26 protein-coding genes and 1 tRNA gene are annotated in these 21771 nt (G+C 70.2%); 11 read left to right on the forward strand and 16 right to left on the reverse strand.

Annotated elements, in window-relative coordinates:
- Positions 1-7: 7 nt before the first annotated feature.
- Positions 8-466: an SRPBCC family protein gene (locus NLU66_RS16375; protein WP_259360662.1), complete on the reverse strand. Its 459-nt coding sequence runs from the start codon at positions 464-466 to the stop codon at positions 8-10.
- 48 nt (positions 467-514) lie between these two features.
- Here NLU66_RS16375 and NLU66_RS16380 point away from each other — a divergent pair, with 48 nt between their 5' ends.
- Positions 515-1036 (forward strand): DUF1990 domain-containing protein, encoded by a 522-nt coding sequence (locus NLU66_RS16380; protein WP_259360663.1) that lies wholly within the window; start codon positions 515-517, stop codon positions 1034-1036.
- A 96-nt stretch (positions 1037-1132) separates the two neighbouring features.
- Here NLU66_RS16380 and groL read toward each other — a convergent pair whose 3' ends face one another.
- From groL to NLU66_RS16395, 3 genes are all read right to left on the reverse strand, one after another.
- Complete coding sequence (gene groL, locus NLU66_RS16385) at positions 1133-2770, reverse strand: chaperonin GroEL (RefSeq protein ID WP_259360664.1); 1638 nt, start codon at positions 2768-2770, stop codon at positions 1133-1135.
- Positions 2771-3084: 314 nt separating this feature from the next.
- Positions 3085-3675: a LytR C-terminal domain-containing protein gene (locus NLU66_RS16390; protein ID WP_259360665.1), complete on the reverse strand. Its 591-nt coding sequence runs from the start codon at positions 3673-3675 to the stop codon at positions 3085-3087.
- Positions 3676-3746: 71 nt separating this feature from the next.
- Positions 3747-4034, reverse strand: coding sequence for a DUF3263 domain-containing protein (locus NLU66_RS16395; RefSeq protein WP_259360666.1), 288 nt, complete (start codon positions 4032-4034; stop codon positions 3747-3749).
- Positions 4035-4122: 88 nt separating this feature from the next.
- Between NLU66_RS16395 and NLU66_RS16400 the strand changes: the two genes are divergently transcribed.
- Both NLU66_RS16400 and NLU66_RS16405 read left to right on the forward strand, forming a co-directional pair.
- Positions 4123-4812, forward strand: a complete 690-nt coding sequence (locus NLU66_RS16400; protein WP_259360667.1) for a uracil-DNA glycosylase — start codon at positions 4123-4125, stop codon at positions 4810-4812.
- 97 nt (positions 4813-4909) lie between these two features.
- Complete coding sequence (locus tag NLU66_RS16405; protein ID WP_259360668.1) at positions 4910-5506, forward strand: hypothetical protein; 597 nt, start codon at positions 4910-4912, stop codon at positions 5504-5506.
- A 10-nt stretch (positions 5507-5516) separates the two neighbouring features.
- Here the strand turns inward: NLU66_RS16405 and NLU66_RS16410 are convergent, their stop codons facing one another.
- Entirely contained in the window at positions 5517-6233 is a 717-nt protein-coding gene (locus tag NLU66_RS16410; RefSeq protein WP_259360669.1) for a hypothetical protein, read from the reverse strand.
- A gap of 128 nt (positions 6234-6361) precedes the next feature.
- Here NLU66_RS16410 and treS point away from each other — a divergent pair, with 128 nt between their 5' ends.
- The 4 genes from treS (at position 6362) to NLU66_RS16430 (ending at position 11889) form a co-directional block, all read left to right on the forward strand.
- Entirely contained in the window at positions 6362-8152 is a 1791-nt protein-coding gene (gene treS, locus NLU66_RS16415; RefSeq protein WP_259360670.1) for a maltose alpha-D-glucosyltransferase, read from the forward strand.
- A 126-nt stretch (positions 8153-8278) separates the two neighbouring features.
- Positions 8279-9685 carry a hypothetical protein gene (locus tag NLU66_RS16420; RefSeq protein ID WP_259362619.1) on the forward strand — a complete coding sequence of 469 codons (1407 nt, stop codon included), beginning with the start codon at positions 8279-8281 and terminating at the stop codon, positions 9683-9685.
- 80 nt (positions 9686-9765) lie between these two features.
- Positions 9766-10599 (forward strand): SDR family oxidoreductase, encoded by an 834-nt coding sequence (locus NLU66_RS16425; RefSeq protein WP_259360671.1) that lies wholly within the window; start codon positions 9766-9768, stop codon positions 10597-10599.
- Positions 10600-10764: 165 nt separating this feature from the next.
- Positions 10765-11889 (forward strand): type I restriction endonuclease, encoded by a 1125-nt coding sequence (locus tag NLU66_RS16430; protein ID WP_259362611.1) that lies wholly within the window; start codon positions 10765-10767, stop codon positions 11887-11889.
- A 61-nt stretch (positions 11890-11950) separates the two neighbouring features.
- Here NLU66_RS16430 and NLU66_RS16435 read toward each other — a convergent pair.
- A tRNA-Thr gene (locus tag NLU66_RS16435) sits at positions 11951-12022 on the reverse strand.
- Between the two features lie 151 nt (positions 12023-12173).
- Between NLU66_RS16435 and NLU66_RS16440 the strand changes: the two genes are divergently transcribed.
- Together NLU66_RS16440 and NLU66_RS16445 are read left to right on the forward strand one after the other, a co-directional pair.
- The gene (locus tag NLU66_RS16440; protein WP_259360672.1) at positions 12174-12530 is read left to right on the forward strand and encodes a hypothetical protein; all 357 of its coding nucleotides are present in this window, start codon (positions 12174-12176) and stop codon (positions 12528-12530) included.
- 175 nt (positions 12531-12705) lie between these two features.
- Complete coding sequence (locus NLU66_RS16445) at positions 12706-13386, forward strand: DUF2599 domain-containing protein (RefSeq protein ID WP_259360673.1); 681 nt, start codon at positions 12706-12708, stop codon at positions 13384-13386.
- Positions 13387-13983: 597 nt separating this feature from the next.
- Here NLU66_RS16445 and NLU66_RS16450 read toward each other — a convergent pair.
- Positions 13984-14208, reverse strand: a complete 225-nt coding sequence (locus NLU66_RS16450; RefSeq protein WP_259360674.1) for a hypothetical protein — start codon at positions 14206-14208, stop codon at positions 13984-13986.
- A gap of 526 nt (positions 14209-14734) precedes the next feature.
- On the opposite strand from NLU66_RS16450, the gene NLU66_RS16455 reads away from it, so the two are divergent.
- Positions 14735-14914: a hypothetical protein gene (locus tag NLU66_RS16455; RefSeq protein ID WP_259360675.1), complete on the forward strand. Its 180-nt coding sequence runs from the start codon at positions 14735-14737 to the stop codon at positions 14912-14914.
- Positions 14915-14976: 62 nt separating this feature from the next.
- The gene (locus NLU66_RS16460; RefSeq protein WP_259360676.1) at positions 14977-15138 is read left to right on the forward strand and encodes a hypothetical protein; all 162 of its coding nucleotides are present in this window, start codon (positions 14977-14979) and stop codon (positions 15136-15138) included.
- A gap of 287 nt (positions 15139-15425) precedes the next feature.
- Here NLU66_RS16460 and NLU66_RS16465 read toward each other — a convergent pair whose 3' ends face one another.
- From NLU66_RS16465 to NLU66_RS16505, 9 genes are all read right to left on the reverse strand, one after another.
- Positions 15426-15665: a hypothetical protein gene (locus NLU66_RS16465; RefSeq protein WP_259360677.1), complete on the reverse strand. Its 240-nt coding sequence runs from the start codon at positions 15663-15665 to the stop codon at positions 15426-15428.
- Positions 15666-15833: 168 nt separating this feature from the next.
- A complete protein-coding gene (locus NLU66_RS16470; protein ID WP_259360678.1) occupies positions 15834-16514 on the reverse strand; it encodes a hypothetical protein in 681 nt (226 codons plus the stop codon).
- A 415-nt stretch (positions 16515-16929) separates the two neighbouring features.
- A complete protein-coding gene (locus tag NLU66_RS16475) occupies positions 16930-17232 on the reverse strand; it encodes a hypothetical protein (RefSeq protein WP_259360679.1) in 303 nt (100 codons plus the stop codon).
- The gene (locus tag NLU66_RS16480; protein ID WP_259360680.1) at positions 17229-17615 is read right to left on the reverse strand and encodes a hypothetical protein; all 387 of its coding nucleotides are present in this window, start codon (positions 17613-17615) and stop codon (positions 17229-17231) included. Before NLU66_RS16480 ends, NLU66_RS16475 begins: the two co-directional genes overlap by 4 nt.
- Positions 17612-18040, reverse strand: coding sequence for a hypothetical protein (locus NLU66_RS16485; protein WP_259360681.1), 429 nt, complete (start codon positions 18038-18040; stop codon positions 17612-17614). The genes NLU66_RS16480 and NLU66_RS16485 overlap by 4 nt, the downstream gene beginning before the upstream one ends.
- 4 nt (positions 18041-18044) lie before the next feature.
- Positions 18045-19076 carry a peptidoglycan-binding domain-containing protein gene (locus NLU66_RS16490; RefSeq protein WP_259360682.1) on the reverse strand — a complete coding sequence of 344 codons (1032 nt, stop codon included), beginning with the start codon at positions 19074-19076 and terminating at the stop codon, positions 18045-18047.
- Position 19077: 1 nt separating this feature from the next.
- On the reverse strand, positions 19078-19221 hold the full coding sequence (locus NLU66_RS16495) for a hypothetical protein (RefSeq protein WP_259360683.1): 144 nt from the start codon (positions 19219-19221) through the stop codon (positions 19078-19080).
- A 67-nt stretch (positions 19222-19288) separates the two neighbouring features.
- Positions 19289-19525 (reverse strand): hypothetical protein, encoded by a 237-nt coding sequence (locus NLU66_RS16500; RefSeq protein ID WP_259360684.1) that lies wholly within the window; start codon positions 19523-19525, stop codon positions 19289-19291.
- Positions 19526-19538: 13 nt separating this feature from the next.
- Complete coding sequence (locus NLU66_RS16505) at positions 19539-21716, reverse strand: polysaccharide deacetylase family protein (RefSeq protein ID WP_259360685.1); 2178 nt, start codon at positions 21714-21716, stop codon at positions 19539-19541.
- Between the last annotated feature and the right edge of the window lie 55 nt (positions 21717-21771).

Raw genomic sequence — 21771 nt, forward strand, 5'->3', positions numbered from 1 at the left:
CGGCGGCTCAGCCCGCAGTGAGCACCTCGCGGATCGCCGCGAGGGTCGCCGGGATCCCGGCGCGCGCGGCCTCCTGGCGGATCGCGATCTCCTCCTCGGCGCGGTCGCCGTAGCGCTCCGTGAAGACCTCCAGGAGCTGCGGCGTGGTGCGCGTGTACTCGGTGAGCTCGGTGCCCTCCGGGACGGCGCGCAGCCGGAACCCCCAGACGACCCGGCCGGGGCCGACGGACCAGGCGAAGTGCTCCCCGGGCTCGTCGGCGACCACCTCGGAGGTGGTGCTCCACTCGCGCTCGGGGGTGCGATTGTCCCCGGTGAAGCGGGCGCCGACGCCGCGGGCGTCCGAGTCCCAGGTGCACCGCCGGCACTGCGGGCTCCACTCCCCCGTGCGCGTGACGTCGCTGACCGCGGCGTACACCTCCGCCGGAGGGACGGGGACGACGAGGGACTCCTGGATCTCATAGGTCATCGGACCATCGTCCCATCGGCGGGACGAGGGCCGCTCTATGCTCCGGGGATGGCACGAGCCCGAGAAGTCACCTGGGACCATCCCGGTGTCACCGCCCCCGATTCCGACACGTGGCCCGTCGTGCCGCGGGAGATGCCGGGGCGGGTGGCCACGGCATCCCGGGTCATCGGGAACGGGGAGGAGTGCTGGAAGCGGGCGTCGGCGGACCTGCTGGGCTGGGCGGTGAAGACACGCAGCGGCTTCTCGCTCGCGCCCGACACCGGGCCGCCCGCGCCGGGCCAGGAGCTGACGATCATCGCCCGCCTGGGGCCGCTGCGCGTGCGGGAACCGGCGCAGGTCCTCGAAGTGGTGCACGGTGAGGACCGGGTGGCCCTGTCCTACACGACCCGCCAGGGGCATCCGGTGCGCGGCGAGGAGGCCTTCATCCTGCACCGGGCGCGCGACGGCGCCGTGGTCCTCACCCTGCGCTCGGTCACGGCGGCCGCCCGCGGCCGGTATCGGCCGCTGTTCCCGGTCGCGCTCGTGCTGCAGCAGATCTATCGCCGTCGCTACCTGCGCTCACTGCGCTGAGCCCCAGCGGATGCAGACGGGCCCCGACCCTCCGGAGAGGATCGGGGCCCGCTGTGCGCTCGGGTCGAGCGGCAGGTGATCAGCCGTGGGGCTGGATCACATCATGCCGCCCATGCCCCCCATGCCGCCCATCTCGTCGCCACCGGCGGGAGCCTTGACGGGCTCCGGCTTGTCGGCCACGACGGCCTCGGTGGTGAGGAACAGGCCCGCGATGGACGCCGCGTTCTGCAGCGCGGAGCGGGTGACCTTGACGGGGTCGATGATGCCGGCGACGAGGAGGTCCTCGTACTCGCCGGTCGCGGCGTTGAGGCCCTGGCCCACGGGGAGGCTCTTGACCTTCTCCGCGACGACGCCGCCCTCGAGGCCGCCGTTGACGGCGATCTGCTTGAGCGGGGCCTCGATCGCGATCTTCACGATCTTGGCGCCGGTCGCCTCGTCACCGGTGAGGCTGAGCTTGTCGAAGGTGTCCTTGCCGGCCTGCAGCAGGGCCACGCCGCCACCGGCGACGACGCCCTCCTCGACGGCCGCCTTCGCGTTGCGCACGGCGTCCTCGATGCGGTGCTTGCGCTCCTTGAGCTCGACCTCGGTCGCGGCGCCGGCCTTGATGACGGCCACGCCGCCGGCCAGCTTCGCGAGTCGCTCCTGGAGCTTCTCGCGGTCGTAGTCCGAGTCCGAGTTCTCGATCTCGGTGCGGATCTGCTTCACACGGCCGGCGATGCGCTCGGCGTCGCCGGAGCCCTCGACGATAGTGGTCTCGTCCTTGGTGACGACGACCTTGCGGGCCTGGCCGAGCAGCTCGAGGCCGGCGGTCTCGAGGCTGAGGCCCACCTCCTCGGAGATGACCTGGCCGCCGGTGAGGATCGCCATGTCCTCGAGCATCGCCTTGCGGCGGTCGCCGAAGCCGGGGGCCTTGACGGCCACGGACTTGAAGGAGCCCTTGAGCTTGTTGACGACGAGCACGGCGAGAGCCTCGGCCTCGACGTCCTCGGCGATGATCGCGAGGGGCTTGCCGGACTGGATGACCTTCTCCAGCAGCGGGAGGAGGTCCTTGACGGCGGAGACCTTGGAGGAGAGCAGGAGGATGTAGGGATCCTCGAGCACGGCCTCCTGGCGGTCGGCGTCGGTGACGAAGTAGGCGGAGATGTAGCCCTTGTCGAAGCGCATGCCCTCGGTGAGCTCCAGCTCGAGGCCCATGGTGTTGGACTCCTCGACCGTGATCACGCCCTCCTTGCCGACCTTGTCGAGCGCCTCGGCGATGAGCTCGCCGATCGCCGGGTCGGCCGCGGAGATGGCGGCGGTGTTCGCGATCTGGTCCTTGGTCTCGATCTCCTTGGCCTGCGCGAGCAGGGTCTCGGAGACGGCGGCCACGGCCTTGTCGATGCCGCGCTTGAGCGCGATCGGGTTGGCGCCGGCGGCGACGTTGCGCAGGCCCTCCTTGACCAGGGCCTGGGCGAGGACGGTGGCGGTGGTGGTGCCGTCGCCCGCGACGTCGTCCGTCTTCTTGGCGACCTCCTTGACGAGCTCCGCGCCGATCTTCTCGTACGGGTCGTCGAGCTCGATCTCCTTGGCGATGGAGACGCCGTCGTTGGTGATCGTGGGGGCGCCCCAGGACTTCTCGAGGACGACGTTGCGGCCCTTGGGGCCGAGGGTGACCTTGACGGCGTCAGCGAGCTGGTTCATCCCGCGCTCGAGGCCGCGACGGGCCTCCTCGTCGTAAGCGATGAGCTTGGCCATGGTGGAATCTCTCCCGTGTCTGTGATGTCCACCCGATCCAGTGCCCGCGACGGACGGCATCCGACACCGTGTTCCTGTCCCACGGCGGCGGATCCCTCACGGGATCGGAATGTTCAGGGCCCGGCACGCGGAGAGCTGTCACTCCCGTGCACCGAGTGCCAGATCATCATAAGCACTCTCGCCCTGAGAGTGCTAACCCCGTTCGCCTCGAGCACAGCGCGGTTCCCGGGCTGATGCAGAACGGGCCGCCCTGCGCCCCGGACGTGCTGTCCGGTCGGCGTGGGCGGCCCGTCCTCGGGGGCTCTGCCGGGCGCTCAGCCCTCGCCGTCGCCCGAGCCGAAGTCGTCGGCCGGCTGCTCGACCGCCACGAAGGTGATGCTCGCGTCGTACTCGTCGCTCTGGCGGGCCTCGCCGGCGCCCACCGCGTCCGCGAGGGCCTGGGCGCTCGCGGCGTCCGCCTCGTCGCGGTAGAAGACCACGGCCTCCTGCTGGCGGTTGTCCGCGGTGCCGACGTCGACCTTCTCCCAGCCGTCGTCCTCGAGGGTGCTCTGCCAGGTCCCGGCCAGGCCGTTGATGCCGCCGGCGTTGACGACGAGGACCGGGGTGGACTTGTCGGCCTCGGCGGCCGGGGACTCCGAGGCGTCGCCGCCGCCGTCGCTCTGCGCGGCCTGCGAGGAGGCGGCCGGGGTCGTGGGATCCGCGGAGCGCTCGTCCCCGCCGCGACCGAGGTTCCCGATCACGAACAGCAGCACCACCAGGGTCACGAACGCGGCCGCGATGATGACGATGTAGACCAGGTTCTGGCGCCAGAACGGCTCCTCGGCGCGGTGGGCGCCGTGGAACGAGGAGGCGTCCGCCTCGTCGTCGAACCGGTCGGGCGGGTAGGGGTACTGGGAATCTGCCACGGGCCCATTGAACCAGCTCGGCCGGGGAGGTCGCGGGAGCACACGCGCCGCGTCCCGTCGGATGCGGCGGCTCAGGCCACCTGGCCCGGGTCCTGCGCGGCGGCGGAGGTCGGGTCCGCGGAGACGCGCCGGCCGCGCAGGCGGTGCACGAGCGCGGGGGCCGCGCGGAGCGCGTCCGGGGAGTCCAGCAGCGCGTTCAGACGCACGTAGTAGGCGATGCGGGAGATGCCGATCTCCTCGCGGATCGCCCGCTCCTTCGCCCCCACGTAGCGGAAGGTGCGCGATTCGAGCTCGAGGATCCGGCGGTCGCTCTCGGAGAGGGCGGACGCGGACGGATCGGAGGGGAGCTCGGCGGGCATGGATCGACCCTACGGCGGCGCACGGGGCGGGCGTCGGCGGCGCGCCGCCCGCCCCGCGGGGACCTGTCGCCCCTGCCACACTGGGACCATGCCGAGCACTCCCCGACCCCTCTCGCAGACCCTCGCCGAGGACTGGGCCCGCGCCCTCGCCCCCGTGGAGGAGCGCATCCACGGGATCGGCGGCTTCCTCCGCGAGGAGGTCGCCGCGGGACACGGCTACCTGCCCGCCGGCGAGGACGTGCTGCGCGCCTTCACCACCCCGCTCGCGGACGTGCGCGTGCTGATCGTCGGCCAGGACCCCTACCCCACCCCGGGGCACCCGATCGGCCTCTCGTTCGCGGTCGAGCGGCACGTGCGCCCGCTACCCCGCTCGCTCGTGAACATCTACAAGGAGCTTGAGGCCGATCTCGGGATCCCGCCCGCCTCCCACGGGGACCTCACCGCCTGGCAGGAGCAGGGCGTGATGCTGCTGAACCGGGTGCTCACCGTGCGGCCCGGGGCGCCTGCCTCGCACCGCCGCCGCGGCTGGGAGGAGGTCACCGAGCTCGCGATCCGCTCCCTCGTGGAGCGCGGCGGTCCGCTCGTCGCCGTGCTCTGGGGCCGCGACGCGCAGTCCCTCGTGCCGATGCTGGGGGACGTGCCGCACGTGGCCTCGCCGCACCCGAGCCCGCTCTCCGCCTCCCGCGGGTTCTTCGGCTCCCGGCCGTTCTCGCAGGTGAACGCCCTGCTCGAGCAGCAGGGCGCCGCACCGGTGGATTGGCGGGTCGAGCGGGGCTGAGGCCCGCCCGCGGCGCTGCCCGCCGGCTGTCCACAACGCGCGCGGGCACGGGGCGCTCTCGGTCTAGCGTGGGGCGGGGCCGACGGAGGAGGGGACCATGAGCGGCGGCACGAGCAGCGCGGGACGCGCACGCGCCCTGCTGCGCTCGCTCCGGGACGATCCGCGACGGCGGGCCGGCGCGATCGCCTTCCTCGTGGTCTCCGCGCTCTGGGTGGCGGTCGGCGTGGGCATGGCGATCGCCCGGGAGGAGCCGGTGGGGACCGCGATCGACGGCGGCAGCTTCACCACCGTCGCCCCGGCCGGCTGGGGCGCCCGCAGCGCGCCCGCGGGCGCGGGACTCACCCTCGTCGCCGGCCTCGAGTCCGCGGATTCCACGCAGCGCATCGCGATCCTCCGCTCGCAGGACGGCACCGGGCCCTCCGCCCTGTGCGACGCCCTGCAGGCCGGCTCGCTCACCCAGGGCCTCGCCCAGGTCGGCACCGATCTCGCCGATCCCCCGCCGCTCGACGGCCGCACCACGGACCGCCGCACCCTCGAGGCCGTGCCCGTGGACGCCTATCGCGCCGATCTGGTCTGCGCGGCCGACGGCACCGCCGCGATCGCCGTGCTCACGGAGTCGGCGCCGGCCACGGAGCAGGAGCAGCCCGAGGCGGCGCGTCAGCTGCTCGAGGACTGGAGCTGGCAGGAGGACTGAGCCGGCCCGTTCAGCCCGCGGTGACCACGAGGCTCGAGACGATCTGGGCCTCCTCGGAGGAGATCTCCTCCGCGCCGTAGGTCTCCGCGACGATCTGCAGCACGCCGCCGTCCACGTCCAGGCACCAGGTCTCCGCGACGACCGGCTGGCCGTCCCACGTGCCGTGCACCCGGTGGTGCGCGGCCGGGGCGCCGCCCACCTCCGTCCGGTCGAGCTCCTCGGCGTCCTCGTGGTCGTCGAAGCCCCACCCCAGGAACGGGGCCTGCCAGCGGCACTCGGCGACGGCCTGCCGCTCCGACTGGAACTGGTAGACGGTCACGTTGTCCCCGTGCTGCATGCCGTCGTCGTCCTCCTGCTGGCCGGCGGTGCGGCGCAGGTTCAGCTCCATGCCGGTGTCCGGTGTGCGCTCGCCCTCCGCCCAGGTGTCGGGATGGGTCAGCGTGAAGGTGGTGCCGGTGGAGGTCACGGTCGCGGGGGCGCTGGTCGTCGCGGGCGGGTCCTCGCGACCGTCGCGGCCCACGAGGTAGACGACGCCGCCGATGGTCGCGATGAGCAGCAGCACGAGCAGGAGGGCGAGACAGCCGACGGCGATCCAGATCCCCCAGCGGCGGCCCTGCGGGGGCGCGGGCGGCTGCGGGTACCCGCCCTGATGACCCTGCGGGCCCTGACCGTTCGGATGGCCCTGCTGGGCCGACGTCGGCCCCTGCGGGCCCCACTGCTCGCTCATGCGTCTCCCCGTCCCCCGGATGATCGGGCCCATGCTACGGCGGGGGCCGCCGGCGCAGTACCGTGTCGCCATCGCCCGCGACCCCCGCGCGCACGCCGCGGCGGTCACGACTCCCCCTGGAGGAACCGATGCCCCTGAACTCCGCCCAGTTCACCCCGCAGGGACCGGGGGTCGACTACGACCCCCACTGGTATCGCCGCGCCGTGTTCTACGAGGTGCTCGTGCGCGCCTTCGCGGACGGCAACGGGGACGGCACGGGCGACTTCGGCGGGCTCATCGAGCGGCTCGACTACCTGCAGTGGCTGGGCATCGACTGCCTGTGGCTGCCGCCCTTCTTCGCGTCCCCGCTGCGCGACGGTGGCTACGACATCTCCGACTACGAGGCGGTGCTGCCGGAGTTCGGGTCGATCACCGACTTCGAGCGGCTCGTCTCCGAGGCGCACCGCCGGGGGATCCGCGTCATCATCGACCTGCCGATGAACCACACGAGCGACAAGCACCCGTGGTTCCTCGAGTCCCGCTCCGACCCCGAGGGGCCGTACGGCGACTTCTACGTGTGGTCGGACACCGACGAGAAGTACCAGGACGCGCGCATCATCTTCGTGGACACGGAGGAGAGCAACTGGAGCTTCGACCCGGTGCGCCGGCAGTTCTACTGGCACCGCTTCTTCTCCCACCAGCCCGACCTGAACTTCGAGAACCCCGCCGTGCGGCAGGCGATGCTCGACGTCGTGCGGTTCTGGCTGGACAAGGGCATCGACGGCTTCCGCGCGGATGCGATCCCCTACCTCTACGAGGAGGAGGGCACCGACGGCGAGAACCTCCCCGCCACCCACGCCTTCCTCGCGGAGCTGCGCGGCTTCGTCGACGAGCACTGGCCGGGCCGCGTGATCATCGCCGAGGCGAACCAGTGGCCGAGCGACGTGGTCGAGTACTTCGGCTCCGAGGAGTCCCCGGAGTGCCACATGTGCTTCCACTTCCCGGTGATGCCGCGGCTGTTCTACGCCCTGCGCGAGGGCTCCGCCCGGCACATCATCGACATCATGGCGCAGACCCCGTCGATCCCCCGCGGCGCCCAGTGGGGCACCTTCCTGCGCAACCACGACGAGCTGACCCTCGAGATGGTCTCCGCGGAGGACCGCGCGGCGATGCTCGGCTGGTACGCCCCGGACTCGCGGATGCGCGCGAACGTGGGCATCCGCCGCCGCCTGGCGCCGCTGCTGGACAACTCCCGCGCCGAGCTCGAGCTGATCCACGCCCTGCTGCTGTCGCTGCCCGGCTCGCCGTTCCTCTACTACGGGGACGAGATCGGCATGGGGGACAACATCTGGCTCGAGGACCGCGACGCGGTGCGCACCCCGATGCAGTGGACCCCCGACCGCAACGCCGGGTTCAGCGAGATCACGGACCCCGGCAAGCTGTACCTGCCAGTGGTGCAGAACCTCGTCTACCACTACGCGACCGCGAACGTGGAGGCGCAGATGGCGCACTCGAGCTCGCTGCTGCACTTCGTGCGGGGGATGCTCGCGGTGCGCCGCGCCCACGAGGCCTTCGGCATGGGCGGGTACGGGCCCGTCGCCGCGGATTCGGAGCGGGTCCTCGCCTTCACCCGCAGCTACGACGGCGCCGAGCATCGCGAGGACGCCGCCGAGCACGCCGAGACCCTGCTGTGCGTGTTCAACCTGGCGGCGCATCCCGTGACGACGACGCTCGACGTCACCGGGCTCGAGCGGCGCACCATGCGGGACCTGTTCGGCGGCCACGAGTTCCCGCCGATCGCGGAGGACGGCACGCTCACCCTGACCCTCGGCTCGCACGGCTTCTACTGGCTGCGCGTGCGCCCGCTGCGGGAGGACGGCGAGCCGATGACCCAGACCACGGCGATGCCGGTGATCGACGACTCCGCGGTCGGGATCTGACCCGGTGGAGGGACCGTCTCGGGCCCGCCGCGCCGCCGTCTCACCGGCGTCCGGAGACGGGACCTGTATCGTGCTCGCCCGGACTCGGCCGCGCCTGCGGCCTGGACGACGGAATCGGAGACGGAAGTGACGACACCTCGAACGCCCGAGCAGGAGGCGCGCGACCCGCGCACCACGCCGGAGCGGCTGCTCGAGCTCACGCAGAGCCATCCCGAGCTGCACGACGCCATCGTGACCAACCCGTCCTGCCCGGAGGCCGCGCGCTCGTGGATCCTGGCGACGAACCCTGCCGCGAAGCAGGCCTTCGAGCAGAGCGCCGGCTCCGCGCCCGAGGCGGGCTCCCCCGTCTCCGCCGAGGCCGACGCCGAGCCCGCCGACGCCGCCCCCGCTGCGGAACCCGAGACCGGGTCCGACACCGACGCCGCCCCCGCGGCGGAGCCCGACACCTCGCTCGCCCCGATCACCGCCGCGCCGGAGGCCTCCGTGCCGCTGGACGCCGGCCCGCCCACCGAGCCGCACGAGCCGGTCCCCGCGAGCAGCGGGGTGCGCATCAACGAGGGCAGCGGGGTCGTCGCCCTGCCGCCCGGTGCGGGTCGACCCTCCGCGGACCCGGCGCCGATGCGCTCCCCCGCCGCGGCCGCCGACCCCGCCGACCCCGAGGACGCCCCGGAGGCGGATGCGTGGACCGTGGTCCGCCCCTCGGCCGACCCCGCGTCCCCCGCGCAGCCGGATCCCTCGACCGGAGCGGCCGCCGGGGCCGCCGCGCCGGGGCCCGAGCCCGACACCGCCCCCATGACCGCGCCGCCCACCCCCACGGCCGCCTTCCCGGCCGTCGCCGGAGCCGCAGCGGGTGGCTACTCCGGCGGTGCGCCGTCGGACGGTGCCGCAGCCGCCCCCGCCGCCGGCCCTGCCGCCACGGCCCCAGCCGGGCCGGTCCCGTGGGGCACGAGCGGCCAGAACCCGCCGCCGTCGGACGGCGACGGCCGGTCCCGCCGCCGCGTCTGGTGGGCCTGCGGCGGCTGCCTGCTGCTCGCCCTGATCCTCGCGATCGTCGGCCTGCTCGCAGGCCGGGCCTGGCTGAGCGACGGCGAGGACACGTACAGCCGCGACAGCACGACCTCCGCCTCCGCGGAGCCCTCGGAGCAGGAGTCCAGCGCCGCCGAGGAGCCGAGCGCCGACCCCGTCTCCCCCGCCCCGGACTCCGCCCAGGAGCTCGACGCGGTCGCCTCCCCCACCGGCAACATCACCTGCAGCCTCGAGGGCGACAGCGTGGGCTGCTCGGTGGCGGAGCACCGCTACGGCGACGACATCGAGGGCTGCGCCGACGGCCCGTTCTCGATCGTCGTGGCCGGGGAGGACGCCGCCCCGGACTGCTCCCAGGAGTTCGGCAGCGGCGCGCAGACCCTCGCCTACGGGGAGAGCGCCGTGAACGGCGACGTGGCCTGCACGAGCGAGTCCGACGGCATGACCTGCTGGAACGTGATGACCGGGAAGGGCTTCACGGTGAGCCGCGGCTCGTACGACACCTTCTGATCCCGCACGGCCCCGCGACCGGACCGGACCGGATCGGAAAAGAGCAGGACACGGGCCTCCGACTCGTGTGGGATGTCGGCATGACGACCTCCCGGACCTGGCTCATCACCGGCGCGAGCGGCGGGCTCGGCCTCGCCCTCGTGCGCCGGGCGCTCGCGGACGGCGACCGCGTCGTCGCGACCTCCCGCAGCGGTTCCCTGCCGCTCACCGATCCGCACCTGAGCGTCCTGACGCTCGACCCGGCCGATCCGGGATCCTGCCGCCGCGTCGTCGCCGAGGCCGAGGGGCTCGGCGAGGGCGTCGACGTGCTCGTGAACAACGCCGGCTACGGGCTCGTGGGCGCGATCGAGGAGGTCGACGAGGCGGAGGCGCGCGCGATCCTCGACGTCGACCTGCTCGCCCCGCTGTGGCTCTCCCGGGCAGTGATCCCCGGCATGCGCGAGCGCGGTCGCGGGGAGATCGTGCAGATCTCCAGCGTCGGCGCCGTGGGGTCGATGCCGTTCCTCGGCCTCTACAACGCCGCGAAATGGGGCCTCGAGGGATTCAGCGGGGCGCTCGCGGCGGAGGTCGCCCCGTGGGGCATCGGCGTCACGATCGCGGAGATCGGCGCGATGGACACGGCATGGGCGACAGCGGGGATGGCGTTCAGCGCACCCCGCCCGGAGTACGACGAGCTGCGCGCGCAGACCCTCGGCACCGCCGAGGTCCCCTGGCCGAGCGAGCCGGGCGCGACCGGCGGCGGCACCTCCCCCGAGGCGATCGCGGAGGGGATCGTGGCGCACCTGGACCGGGTGGATCAGCGCCCGCTGCGCCTCGTCCTCGGCGACGACGCCCCGGGTCAGATCGAGGCGGCGCTCGAGATGCGCCGCCAGGACTACGCCGGGCAGAGCGGGTTCCGTCCCTTGGAGATCTGACGAACAGGACGAGCCGGAGCGGCGGGGCGTCGCCAGGACGGACCTCGCGGCACACGTCCGCCCTCATGCCGTTCTTGCGAAGTATCGGACAGATGTCCGACCCTCCTGCCACACTCCTCATTAATCGGGCATCTCGCCCGTCGAGCGATGAGGAAGGGAAGCACGGTGGACTTCGACGAGGCCATCGCGGATATCGCGAGCAAGATCATCAGCCAGGGACCGTCGATCGAGACGGAGGAGGCGACCAAGAACGCCTTCATCATGCCGTTCATCTCCCGCGTCCTGGGATATGACGTCTTCAACCCGCTGGAGGTGGTCCCGGAGTTCACGGCCGACCACGGCACCAAGCGGGGCGAGAAGGTCGACTACGCGATCATGAAGGACGGCGAGGTCCAGATCCTCATCGAGTGCAAGCGCATCGGGGACCCTCTGCACATCAAGCACGCCTCGCAGCTGTTCCGGTACTTCTCGGTCACCAACGCCCGGATCGGCGTGCTGACCAACGGGCAGGTGTTCAACTTCTACACGGACCTCGACAAGCCCAACATGATGGACGACCGACCGTTCCTCGTGCTCGACCTGGCCGACATCGACGAGACGATCCTCCCCGAGCTGCGCAAGCTCACGAAGGGGACCTTCAACCTCGACTCCGTGATCAGCTCCGCCGAGGAGCTGAAGTACGTGGGCGCCCTCCGGCGCGAGATCGCGGACGAGTTCCGCGAGCCGGCACCCGAGCTCGTCAAGATGCTTATGGGACGCGTCTCCGACCGTCGGGGCACGGCGGAGAACATCCGCCAGTTCACCGAGCTGACCTCGAAGGCGATGAAGCAGTTCCTCAAGGAGCAGGTGAACGCCCGTCTCAAGTCGGCGCTCGGGGAGGCGGAGCCCGCGCCGCTCGTCACTGGTGCATCGGCACCGGAGGCGGTGGCCGAGATCGGCGCGTCGACCGCCGAGGAGGCGACCGGCCCCGCCGACGTCGTCACCACCGAGCAGGAGCTCGCCGGATACCAGATCATCAAGGCGATCGCCTGCAGCGACGTGAAGCCCCAGCGCATCACCCACCGGGACTCGAAGACCTACTTCGCGATCATGCTGGATGACAACAACCGCAAGTCCATCGCCCGCCTGTGGTTCAACGGGAAGTCCCGCAAGCACCTGGGCCTGTTCGACGAGAACAAGGTGGAGACCCGGCACCTGATCGAGGACCTCGACGACATCTACCGCTACGCCGAGCAGATCCGCGACACGGTGCGGCGACATGCCGGGGACCAGGTCCCCGTCGAGGCCTGAACCGTCCCCATGACGCAGAGAGTCCCCCTGCCCGCATCACGGGCAGGGGGACTCTCTCTCGAGCTGGAGACGGGAATCGAACCCGCAACCACCTGTTTACAAGACAGGTGCGCTACCGTTGCGCCACTCCAGCGGACGGCACATCCCTGCAGGTCAGAGCCACTTCCCGCCGCGCGTCGAGGCGGGACCTCGGCGACTTGGGCACGGAATGGGCACATGACCCTCGAGGGTCGCACCGAAAGGAGAGCCTACCGACTGTCGGTCCCCTCCCCCAACATAGGCCCATGACCGGCCACGAGGTGTACCTGACCCATCAGGCGGTGCAGCAGCACGTGGCGGGCCTGGTGATCCGGTACGGGATCACGGCGGACGGGCCGGAGGTGGAGTGGACGCACTCGGATCTGGACGGCTCCCTGCCGGCGTACTCGGTGCGCGTGAGCACGGGCGGCCACGAGCTGGTGCTCCGGTCCGAGGAGTGGGTGGGACGGACGGACGAGGTGCGGCCCCGGGCGTTCGGCTGGCTGCTGGCTCACGTCGACCTGCACGCGGCGAAACTGCAGACGGACTCGAAGCGGCTCGCGCCAGAGTGGCTGCGGGCGTGGCAAAAGGTCCACCCGGACGGCGGCAACGGCGCTCCGTAAAGCATCCATGCTGTGCTGCCCGACATGAGGGCGCTCTGCATGCCGGGTTGGCGCGCGGGGAGCGTTTGCGGCGCGCACCGAACCTTGCCGTGAGGGACCCGGTGGTGCTCGAGCCAGGCCCACTGCTACTGTGACGCAGCACACGCCAAGGGGGGGCATGGGAAACGTTCGCGCAATGAAGCTGGCGACGGCAGTGATGGTGGCAGCATTGGTCTACGGGGGTGCCGGCGCGGCGCGCGCCGAACCTACTGCGCCGAGAGGTGCCGGGGGTGCCTTCGAGCTATCGGGAGCTGACGATAATCTCGCGCAGTCAGAAGATGAAGAGAAGTGGGAGTCGCCAGACAACACCATCTCTGTAACCCTGGGGGCGGGAGTGACCGCATACCAGGGCCTCGATGGTGGCGTGTATGCGCTCGACGCGAACGACGATCTCGTATTCGCCGCGACAGCTCCCTCAACGGGGGACGGTGTTGACCAGGCGGACGGGTCTTGGATGATCGACGGTGACTCCGCGACAGCAACTGTGCCTAGCCAGTCAGATTCCACGCCCATCGTGGCGCTCGCTAGCACAGGGCTCATCGCGAAAGTCACTGTCTCGAGCGAGAAGGGCAAGCCGCGCTACTTGATCGCTCCGACGACTGCCGGAAGGGTTGCGCCCTCCCTGGTCCACGCCGGGGCAGGCTGGAAAGAGGCAAGGGCGGAAGGTGTCGGGAAGGGTAGTCAGAGCCTCAAGAATCAGTACGTCTGCCATCCACAGAGCGAGGCGGCACGTGTGAAGAAGACCTGGAATATCGAGGCTTGGCGGCCTCAGGTCAGTTTCCCGGCCACGGTGGCCGCCGGGTGTAACCCCAGTTGAGACCTAGAATTTGGGAGTAGGTGTCAGGATGAGAGTTTTTCGGATTGCTTCGTCTGTTGTTGGAGGCATGGGTCTCGCGGCTGGTGTGACCCTCGCTCTTGTGTCTGCGATGGCCAGTGGATACCTCAGAGATGCTGGTCAGGAAGGGACGATCTTCGAGTACCTAGTCTGGGTGGGACTTGCTCTAGCGGTGGTGTCGATCCTGGTCGTGTCAGCTATCTGGGTTGTAGCGCGGCCGGGTTCTGGTCGAGTTGGAAGCTCCCCCCCGTACGGCAAGCGGGAATGGTGAGGGCCGGACCGTGAGTTCGGATGCCCCCAGTCCTGCGCATTGATCGAGTCTGGATGAGTCGGTCAGTCGATCGAGCAGGAGCTGTTCGTTCGTGAGAAAAGAAGTTGCGCCCCCCACCTCCCGAAGGAGATGGGGGCGCTTCACGTTGGTGGGGGTCTTAGCCGTCGGCGCGGTGGGCGGGCTCGGCGCGCTCGAGAGCGGCCTGTGCGAGAGCCCGCGCGTTGTCAGCATTCGTCGTGGCGGTCTGTGCCGACACGGCGATGCGAGACGCATTTCCGGGTATACGTAGGTCTAGGGTCTGCTCAGATTCACGTATCTCGAAGGTAGCCGGTCGCGGGATCGATCTCGGCCAGGAAGTCGCGGACACCGTCGCGATGATCTCCCTCGACGAGATCGGCGGCCGAATGGCCAACGGTCGAGAAGCCGTACCCGGGATTGGGCCCACTGAGCCACTCGTAGTCGTACGCACCTCTGCCTCGACGGGTGACGATGAACGTCTCGCCGTCGACCTCAATCTTGCGTCCGGTGCTCATGTCTTGATGGTTTCACGCGTATTGGCGCTACGGGAGTTCATTCTTGGCGGTCGCTGCGGGCATGGCAGCAGGTCCTGTCCGCCGGGCGAAACGAAAGCGCCCCCATCCTCCCGGAGGAGAGGACGGGGGCACCCAGCAAGGATGATCCAGGGGGTTTCAATCACCGGGTCAGCCGCTGACCAACTTACGTCGATCCGACCCTAGCCACAAGCAGTACCAGCGAACGACAGGTGCCAGTAATATCCGAATCATGGCGCACTCTGTCACACCCGACCAGTCTGCCGAGGGCGACCTCCCAGGCACACCCGGGGCACCACCTGCACGGTTCGCCGCACACTTCCGGCACTTCGACGCCGACCGCAGAGTCGATCTCCTCGACGACGACACCTCACTCCACGGACGAAGCACCGAGGGAACCCTCTTCATCGCCGACGGGTGGCTGGACGTCTACGACGCCGACACCGGACGCCGGCTCGTGCGCGCCCCGCTCCTCCCTCTGGCGGTGCAGCTCCACAGGATCTTCCCCATGAGCATCCCCACGCTATGGCTGTGGCTCGCGGATGGCACCCTGCTCACCGTGCGCTCCCCGCGATCGAGCATCCCCATCCGGCAGTGGGCCGCACAGGACCCGGAACTCGAGGCCGCGAGCGCGGAGCAGCTGCTCCTGCACCTCCTGCTCCAACACGGAGCCACCAAGCGCCCCTGAGCCGCAGCGCCCACAAGGCCGAGCCACTGCTCGCGCCGCGCACCGCGGCGTATCGTCCAGCCATGGACGTCTGCGACCTCTTCGACTGCACCGCCCCCGGGACGGTGCCGATGGTCCTCTCGCTGCGCCTCGACGACGGCGAGCAGCCGATCATGGTGTGCGACTTGCACGCGGACTGGGTGCAACGGATGGAGTCGGCTGAAAACGCGGAGGGTGGTCGGTAAGATCGGCCCATGCGTCGGCGCATCCTGTGCCGGCATCGGACAGGGGGCAACGTGGTGGTCGATGATGCACTTGAGCAGGTCCAGCGGGACGTTCGGAAGGCGCGTGGTCTCGCCGATCAGGCGACCATGGGCAACACTGACCGGCACACAAAGGACCTAGCTGCAGCGGTGAAGTTGCTCGCTCAGTCCGTTCGGACTCTGGCAGACGAGGTCCGAACAACGCGTACCGACGGCTGACACGCAAAAGCGCCCCCGCCCTCCCGTAGGAGAGTGGGGGCGCTTCGCTGTCACCCGATCTGACCGGACAAGTACGCCGGGCCGAGGATCAATCCCAGTCCGAGCACGAGGAGGGCCCAGCCGGCGCACGAGGTGGCGACACTGGTAGTGGCGTACTGGTTGCCCCAGGACTTCACCCAACGCGTGGAGACCGCGAGGAGGATGAGCCCGAGCGCGGCGACGGCGCATCCGATGATCATGATCAACTGCATGTCGACCATGATGCCGTCGAGCTGCGCCCGGTTCGTCATCCTGCAGGGTCGCGGTCATCAGACCCCAGCATCATCTCCGCCGCGCGTCGCGGTCGGCGAGGTAGTCCTCGAGCTCGCCCTCCCGGCGCGCCGCGGCGGAGGCCCACATGGACCCGCACCGGCGGCACTGCCAGATGAGGCCGGCGTCAGCCCTCGCCGCAATCCGGCTCAGCGGGAGCAGGTGGTGAATGCCGGGGTGACACGCCAGTCGTCGTTGTTGCCCGACGTTGTCGCGGGGAGGGAGAACACCATTGTCAGGGTCATGCTGCCTGTCGTGGTGGCTGTGAAGCTGCTGGTGATCACCTTCGTCGTTCCGACGGTCCCGTCCGATCCGAACTGGGAGACGCCGTTGCCGATACCGGTGGTGCAGTTGACCGGAGGCGCGACGGAGGTGAGTCCGCTCGGGTTGCCTGTGGCCGTCGTAGCATTCGCGAGCGTGACCGTGCTGGACCCCGTGGTCGCCGTGGCGCGGAACTGGGTCGGGACCGTTGTGCAACTGGAGCTCGGGTTCATGTACCCCTTGGCGGTCTGTAGGGTGAACGAGATGCCGTAGGTGTACCCCTGTTGCACAGGCACCGTTGTCGTGAACGTGATCGCCGAGGTCCCCGTGGAGCGATTGGCGTCGGTGAGAACCTGCAGTCGCGAACCGCTCCATGATGCCGGTGCCGTGTTCACGGTGCCGCTCGCGGTGCGTACCCAGCTAGCCCCAATGGGCATGGTGGGGCAGCTGACGGGCGATGCCGCGATCGCGGGGGCTGCGGTTGCGGCGATGACGGTCGGAGCGGTCCACGCGGCACCGCGAGCGAGCGTCCGTCGGCTGATTAGCGGGGTCTGGTCGTTGCTGTCCATGAGCGGGAAACTACCTAGAGGACGAGTAGCCGCCCACAAAGCGGACAAAGGTGTGAACTGGTTCATTCCGACAGAACATGCCGCCGACTGCATGACTGCTCAAGGGACCCCGAGATGAACCAGTTCAGTCCCGTGAGAGCGCACCCACAACGATGAATACTGTCAGGTCGGCTGCCAAGTGTCAGGTTGGGATTTGTGACCTGAGCCGCTTGGATTCACACCGGGATCGAAGCATTGCAATTTCTTGCACTCGAGTTGGGCAGGCCCTCCGATGCACGAGGCAGAGACGTCTCAGCTCGACTCTCATCTGCGTCGGGCATCACGGTCGGCGAGGTCGTCCTCGCGGCGGCACTCCTCGGCCGCCCAGTAGGACGAGAACCTCGCCGAGCAGCGGGGGCACTCGTGGACGAGAGCGTCAGTCGTGGACGACACGGATGACCTCGCCCTCCGGGATGGTGTCGTGGCCCGCGCCGGCGACGACCTCGCCACCGGTGCGCTGCTCGACGACGTCCGCAGATGGGGTGACCCAGCGGCGGGCGATGATCACGACCAGCGGTGCGATCACGGCGACGACGCCGAGGATCGCCTCGGTCTGGGCAGGGGTCAGGTCGACGCCGAATGCGACGACGAGGGCGACCACTGCGGCGGCCGCGGCGGTGACCCCGGCGGTCGTCAGCACGGGCTCACGGGTGGGGGTGACGGCACGGGGGGAGTTCATGAGGGGTCCTTTCGGGAGACGTGGACGTAGGGCGCGAGGGCGCTGGGGACGGGGATGACGGTTACGCCGGGCACGTGCTCGGAGATCCACGCGTACATGTCGCGGATGTGGGAGATGGCGAGCCACCGCAGGTCCCGCTCGACGGAGATCTCCTTCTCGATCTTCTCGATGCGGGCGAGGTCCTTCTCCCGGTCGTCCTTGAGGCGGTTCAGCTCGGCCCGCAGCTCGGCGGTGAGCTCCTTGAGCCCTTGCACGGCGGTGGACTCCTCCGCGACATCGGCATCCCGGATCCCCTTCCGACGCGAGGAGACTGCGGTGATGATCCCCGCGACGGAGCCACCGGTGAAGAGCGCGAGGATGAATCCGACCGCGTCGCTGTTCATCCAACCGCCTCCCGGAGGTCGACCAGCTTCCTGGCTTCACGGTCGATGTAGAGCAGCATGCGGATCCGGCCGACGACCAGGAACGCGAGGAGTGCGAGGAGCAGCGCCCGGGGCCCGGACCCGGGTGAGTCTCCGAAGGTGGCCTGCCAGGACAGGTAGTCGTAGACGACGATCCCCCCGAGCGCGAGGATCAGGCCGGGGATCTCGATCTGGTAGGAGCGGATCGCGTGGGCGAGAGCGGTCGCTGCGGAGCCGAGGGCGAGCATGATCCCCCACATGATCGTGAGGGTCAGACCGATGCCCTGGTAGGACTTCGGCGGGTCGACGAGGACCCACACGCCGGCCGCGGCCCCGCACAGCCAGCCGAGGATCATCGCCGTCCGCCAGATGCGCAGGTTCGGCACGGGGTACGGGGAGGAGAGCATGACGTCACCCCCGCTTCTTGAATGCGCCGGGGTTGGTGTTGATCGCGCGCTGCATGGCCTTGGCGAGGTCTGCGCCGCCGTACCCGTCGACCGGCTTCACGGAGAGGTTCCGCTGCACGGCGCGGAGGAGGTTGGATCCGCCGCCGCCGCGCTTGATCACGGAGTCCTTGATCGCGGGGAAGGCCGTGTCGATCGCCTTCACCTGCCCGTCGATCACACCGTCCACGAACGTGCCCTCGTGGCGCTGCCAGGCCTTGATGTCAGCGGCGTCAAGGACGCCGTCCTGCTTAAGGCCGAGCCGTCCCTCGAGCGCCTTCGCCGACGCGACACCGAAGACACCGTCCACGGCGAGCTTCGAGGACGTGACCGGCTTCGCGACGGACGCCCCGCCACCCCCGGTGCCGAGCGCGAGGGCGGACATGGTCGTCGGGCCGGGGAACCCGTCGGCGGTGAGCCCGGCGGCGGTCTGCAGGAGCTTCACGCCGGCGACGGTCGCCGCGTCGATGGTCCCGGTGGCGGTGATCCCTGCGGCCTTCTGGGCGGTGCGGACGTCGTCGGTGGTGACGCCGTAGAAGGGGCGCACGAAGCGGATCCGGCCCCGCTTCCACAGGGACGTCCGGTCGTTGATCGCGACGGTTCCGCCGTCGGCGACCGATCCCGCGCCGCCGGACGTGTTGCCGCCGAGGCCGAGGAGTCGCCCGCCGCTGTAGGAGTAGACGAACTCGGTGTGGATCGTCGCGCCCTTGCTGTTGCGCAGGATGATCAGGTCGCCGGCGCGCGGCGTCGTGACGGTCCGGCCGACGGTCTTCGCCCACCGCTCCATGGCACCGGTGGAGGCGGTCTTGATGACGCCGCCGGAGGTGCCGGTGTCTTGCAGGATGCACCAGACGAAGATGACGCACCAGGCGACCCCGTCCCACCCGTACTGCTTCCCGAAGCGGGTGCGGTTCGAGCGGGCGGGGGTTTCGCGGTAGCCGAGGAAGGACTTCCCGCGGGCGAGCGCACGGGACGCTGCAGTGCTGGCGGCGATCGCCATGTCAGGACTCCTCCGCGTAGGCCGCGGCGATCTCGCCGGCGGGGTCGGGTGCATCGGTGACGGGGACCGCCTCCGCTTCCTGCTCGGCCAGGTCGGGGTCGTCGGGCTGCTCGTGCTCGAGCGCGGTCAGGTCGAGGTCGGTCATGGGTGCCTCCTGGGCATGAGGAAGGCCCCGGACCATGGGTGGTCGCGGGGCCTGGTGGATGCTGGGGTCAGGCGGTCTCGTCGATCGGGTCCGGGGTGTCGGTCGGGTCGTCCTCGACGCGGGCGGTCAGCGCATCAGCGAGGGTCTCCGCATCACCACCCCCATCTCGGTACGCCTGCGCGAGCTCCCGCACCTGCTCCGGGATCAGCGCCAGCGACGCCCTCCGACCCAGCTCGGCACTGATCGCCTGCTGATGCTGGCGCAGTGCCTCGTCGGACCACTCTCGATACTGGTCAAGCGCCATCGGGGTCTCCTTCTCAGAGGGTCGCGCGGTGCGACTGGTAGTAGCTGATGTCGGCGAGCTGGCCGGCGTCGATCAGGGAACGGACGTAGGAGATGACCTGCTCGGCGATCGCGGCGGTCCAGTAGCCGGTCGCGCCCATCGTGCGGGGGTGACACATGATGGTCAGGGCCTTCTTCTGAGCCGCGGCGGCGTCGATCATCGCCTTGATGTCCGCCCATGCCGCCGCTTCCCACGTGAAGTGACGGCCACCGATGTAGTTGCGGCCGTCGAGCTCGCGGAGCTGGTCGCCGATGGTGCCGGAGACGACGGCATGCTGGGCGAGGATCAGGCCGCCGGCGTACGTGGAGGAGTAGCCCGCGGCGTCGCCAGCACCCCATCCGTCGAACTTGCCGGTGGCGTCACCGTTGGCGACGAGCCCGGGAACGGTGAAGCCGTGGATGATCCGGCCGAGCTGGGATTCCAGTTCGGTGCGGCCCTTCACAACACTGTCGTAGATCGCGGCGATGCCGGTCTGGTCGTTGTGGTCGGAGGTGTGGTTGCCCCATTCGACGTTCGCCCAGGCGGCCGCTTCGGCCTGCGTCGCACCGGAGTTCTCGGTGATGCCCCAGTTGCGGGAGTTCATGGCGATGTACGCCTTGATCCCGTACTGCTGATGCAGGGGCAGCAGAGTCGACTTAAAGTTCGTCAGGCCGTGGTCGTAGCGGAAGACGACGCAGCCCTTCCCCCCGGTGGAGACCAGCGGGTAGGCCTGCTCGAACAGCTGCACCCGCAGCTCCCTGGACCCCAGGGGCAGGGCGTTGGTGGGGATCGCCTGGGAGGCTCCCGCTTCGACCCACGCACCCCAGGTGCCGGTGTTCTTCACGCGGCGCAGCACCTTCCCGGACAGGAAGAGCCGGTACTCCTGGGTGATGTAGTTGCTGTTCGTGTAGTTGTTGCGCTGGTACAGCTCGCCCAGTGCTCCCACGCCGCTCGCGGCGACCGGGATCCCCTTCGTGGCGGGCAGGGCAGTGCTGGAGAAGACGTACCAGCCATCGTCGAGAGCGTCGAGGTTCGCGCTCGAGTCGAGGATCCGCGACTGCGGGGTCATCTGCTGCACCCACGCGGACCACACGCCGGCGGTCCGAGAGCGGGACAGCAGCGCCCCCGACATCAGGCGGTACTCCTGGACGATGTAGTTCGTGCCGGAGAACGCGGTGCGCTGGTGGAGGTAGCCGAGGGCGGCGGCGCCCGATGCGGGCACGGGGATGCCGAGCGCGGCGGGGATCGCGGTCCCGGAGAACGCGTACCAACCGTCGTCCAGGGAGTTGAGGTTGGCGTCCGCGCCGAGGATGCGGGTGTCGGCGGTCGGCGACCGCTTCCACGCGGACCACACCTGGGCGAGGGAGGAACGTTCCCACACCTCGTAGGTCTTGGGGTTGCCGCGGAAGATCTGGCGGGCGTTGGAGGTGGAGCCGGCCCAGGTCACCTCGAGGGTGCCGTTCACGTCGTTCGCGACGGGGATCCCGAGGGAGTTCGCGGTGGCGTTCAGCTGCATCGGGTATATGCCCGGCGTCGTCAGCTGGTCGAGGTTCTCGGAGCCGGTGAGTACGGGCCGCCAGAACGAGGACTCCTCGAGGACGTCGTCGAGGTCGGTGATGTCCGAGGCGGGATGCTTGTGCGCACCGGTCGGGGGGAGGACAAAGCCGAAGCGGACGATGCCACCGTCGAGGGTGGCATTGCCGGAAGCCTGCCCGGGGGTGGAGCCGACGGAGACGGAGACGGAGACGCCGGTGATCGCGTAGCGCATCTCGTTGCGAGACAGGGGCCGCACCGCGGGGATCTGCGACAGGGGGATGCTCGTGGATCCGGCGGGGACGCGGATCGCCTTCGACGATCCCCACGAGGTGGTGACGATGATCGCCCAGTCCTTGTCGCGCTCCCAGCCCTTGCCGTGGCTGGTGTCGTAGACAGGGAGGCGGATCTGGCCGTTGCCAGCGGAGTCGAGGGTGACGGTCTGCGAGGTCCGCGCGATCACGTCCCCACCGGGGGTCACGTCGAGGGTGTCGGAGAGGGCGAAGTTCACCCACTTGCCGGGGATCGTCACGCCGCCGTCGGTGGTACCGCCCTCGGTGACGTTGGTCGCGGAGATGGTGACGACCCGGGAGGGCATGTTGGGGGCGAGGTCGTTGTCGGGCACGGCGACGCTGGTCAAGGGGACCTCCTAGAGGGCATGCCGAAGGGCCCCGGCGCATGGCGCACGGGGCTGG

This window comes from Brachybacterium sp. NBEC-018 (assembly GCF_024860185.1).
GTDB lineage: Bacteria > Actinomycetota > Actinomycetes > Actinomycetales > Dermabacteraceae > Brachybacterium > Brachybacterium rhamnosum.

What these genes read in the sequence shown, in the direction of transcription:
- NLU66_RS16375 (WP_259360662.1), bottom strand. Translation starts at nt 466, where the DNA reads ATGACCTATGAGATCCAGGAGTCCCTCGTCGTCCCCGTCCCTCCGGCG.
- NLU66_RS16380 (WP_259360663.1), top strand. Translation starts at nt 515, where the DNA reads ATGGCACGAGCCCGAGAAGTCACCTGGGACCATCCCGGTGTCACCGCC.
- groL (WP_259360664.1), bottom strand. Translation starts at nt 2,770, where the DNA reads ATGGCCAAGCTCATCGCTTACGACGAGGAGGCCCGTCGCGGCCTCGAG.
- NLU66_RS16395 (WP_259360666.1), bottom strand. Translation starts at nt 4,034, where the DNA reads ATGCCCGCCGAGCTCCCCTCCGATCCGTCCGCGTCCGCCCTCTCCGAG.
- NLU66_RS16400 (WP_259360667.1), top strand. Translation starts at nt 4,123, where the DNA reads ATGCCGAGCACTCCCCGACCCCTCTCGCAGACCCTCGCCGAGGACTGG.
- NLU66_RS16405 (WP_259360668.1), top strand. Translation starts at nt 4,910, where the DNA reads ATGAGCGGCGGCACGAGCAGCGCGGGACGCGCACGCGCCCTGCTGCGC.
- NLU66_RS16410 (WP_259360669.1), bottom strand. Translation starts at nt 6,233, where the DNA reads ATGAGCGAGCAGTGGGGCCCGCAGGGGCCGACGTCGGCCCAGCAGGGC.
- treS (WP_259360670.1), top strand. Translation starts at nt 6,362, where the DNA reads ATGCCCCTGAACTCCGCCCAGTTCACCCCGCAGGGACCGGGGGTCGAC.
- NLU66_RS16425 (WP_259360671.1), top strand. Translation starts at nt 9,766, where the DNA reads ATGACGACCTCCCGGACCTGGCTCATCACCGGCGCGAGCGGCGGGCTC.
- NLU66_RS16440 (WP_259360672.1), top strand. Translation starts at nt 12,174, where the DNA reads ATGACCGGCCACGAGGTGTACCTGACCCATCAGGCGGTGCAGCAGCAC.
- NLU66_RS16445 (WP_259360673.1), top strand. Translation starts at nt 12,706, where the DNA reads ATGAAGCTGGCGACGGCAGTGATGGTGGCAGCATTGGTCTACGGGGGT.
- NLU66_RS16450 (WP_259360674.1), bottom strand. Translation starts at nt 14,208, where the DNA reads ATGAGCACCGGACGCAAGATTGAGGTCGACGGCGAGACGTTCATCGTC.
- NLU66_RS16455 (WP_259360675.1), top strand. Translation starts at nt 14,735, where the DNA reads ATGAGCATCCCCACGCTATGGCTGTGGCTCGCGGATGGCACCCTGCTC.
- NLU66_RS16460 (WP_259360676.1), top strand. Translation starts at nt 14,977, where the DNA reads ATGGACGTCTGCGACCTCTTCGACTGCACCGCCCCCGGGACGGTGCCG.
- NLU66_RS16465 (WP_259360677.1), bottom strand. Translation starts at nt 15,665, where the DNA reads ATGACGAACCGGGCGCAGCTCGACGGCATCATGGTCGACATGCAGTTG.
- NLU66_RS16470 (WP_259360678.1), bottom strand. Translation starts at nt 16,514, where the DNA reads ATGGACAGCAACGACCAGACCCCGCTAATCAGCCGACGGACGCTCGCT.
- NLU66_RS16475 (WP_259360679.1), bottom strand. Translation starts at nt 17,232, where the DNA reads ATGAACTCCCCCCGTGCCGTCACCCCCACCCGTGAGCCCGTGCTGACG.
- NLU66_RS16480 (WP_259360680.1), bottom strand. Translation starts at nt 17,615, where the DNA reads ATGAACAGCGACGCGGTCGGATTCATCCTCGCGCTCTTCACCGGTGGC.
- NLU66_RS16485 (WP_259360681.1), bottom strand. Translation starts at nt 18,040, where the DNA reads ATGCTCTCCTCCCCGTACCCCGTGCCGAACCTGCGCATCTGGCGGACG.
- NLU66_RS16490 (WP_259360682.1), bottom strand. Translation starts at nt 19,076, where the DNA reads ATGGCGATCGCCGCCAGCACTGCAGCGTCCCGTGCGCTCGCCCGCGGG.
- NLU66_RS16495 (WP_259360683.1), bottom strand. Translation starts at nt 19,221, where the DNA reads ATGACCGACCTCGACCTGACCGCGCTCGAGCACGAGCAGCCCGACGAC.
- NLU66_RS16500 (WP_259360684.1), bottom strand. Translation starts at nt 19,525, where the DNA reads ATGGCGCTTGACCAGTATCGAGAGTGGTCCGACGAGGCACTGCGCCAG.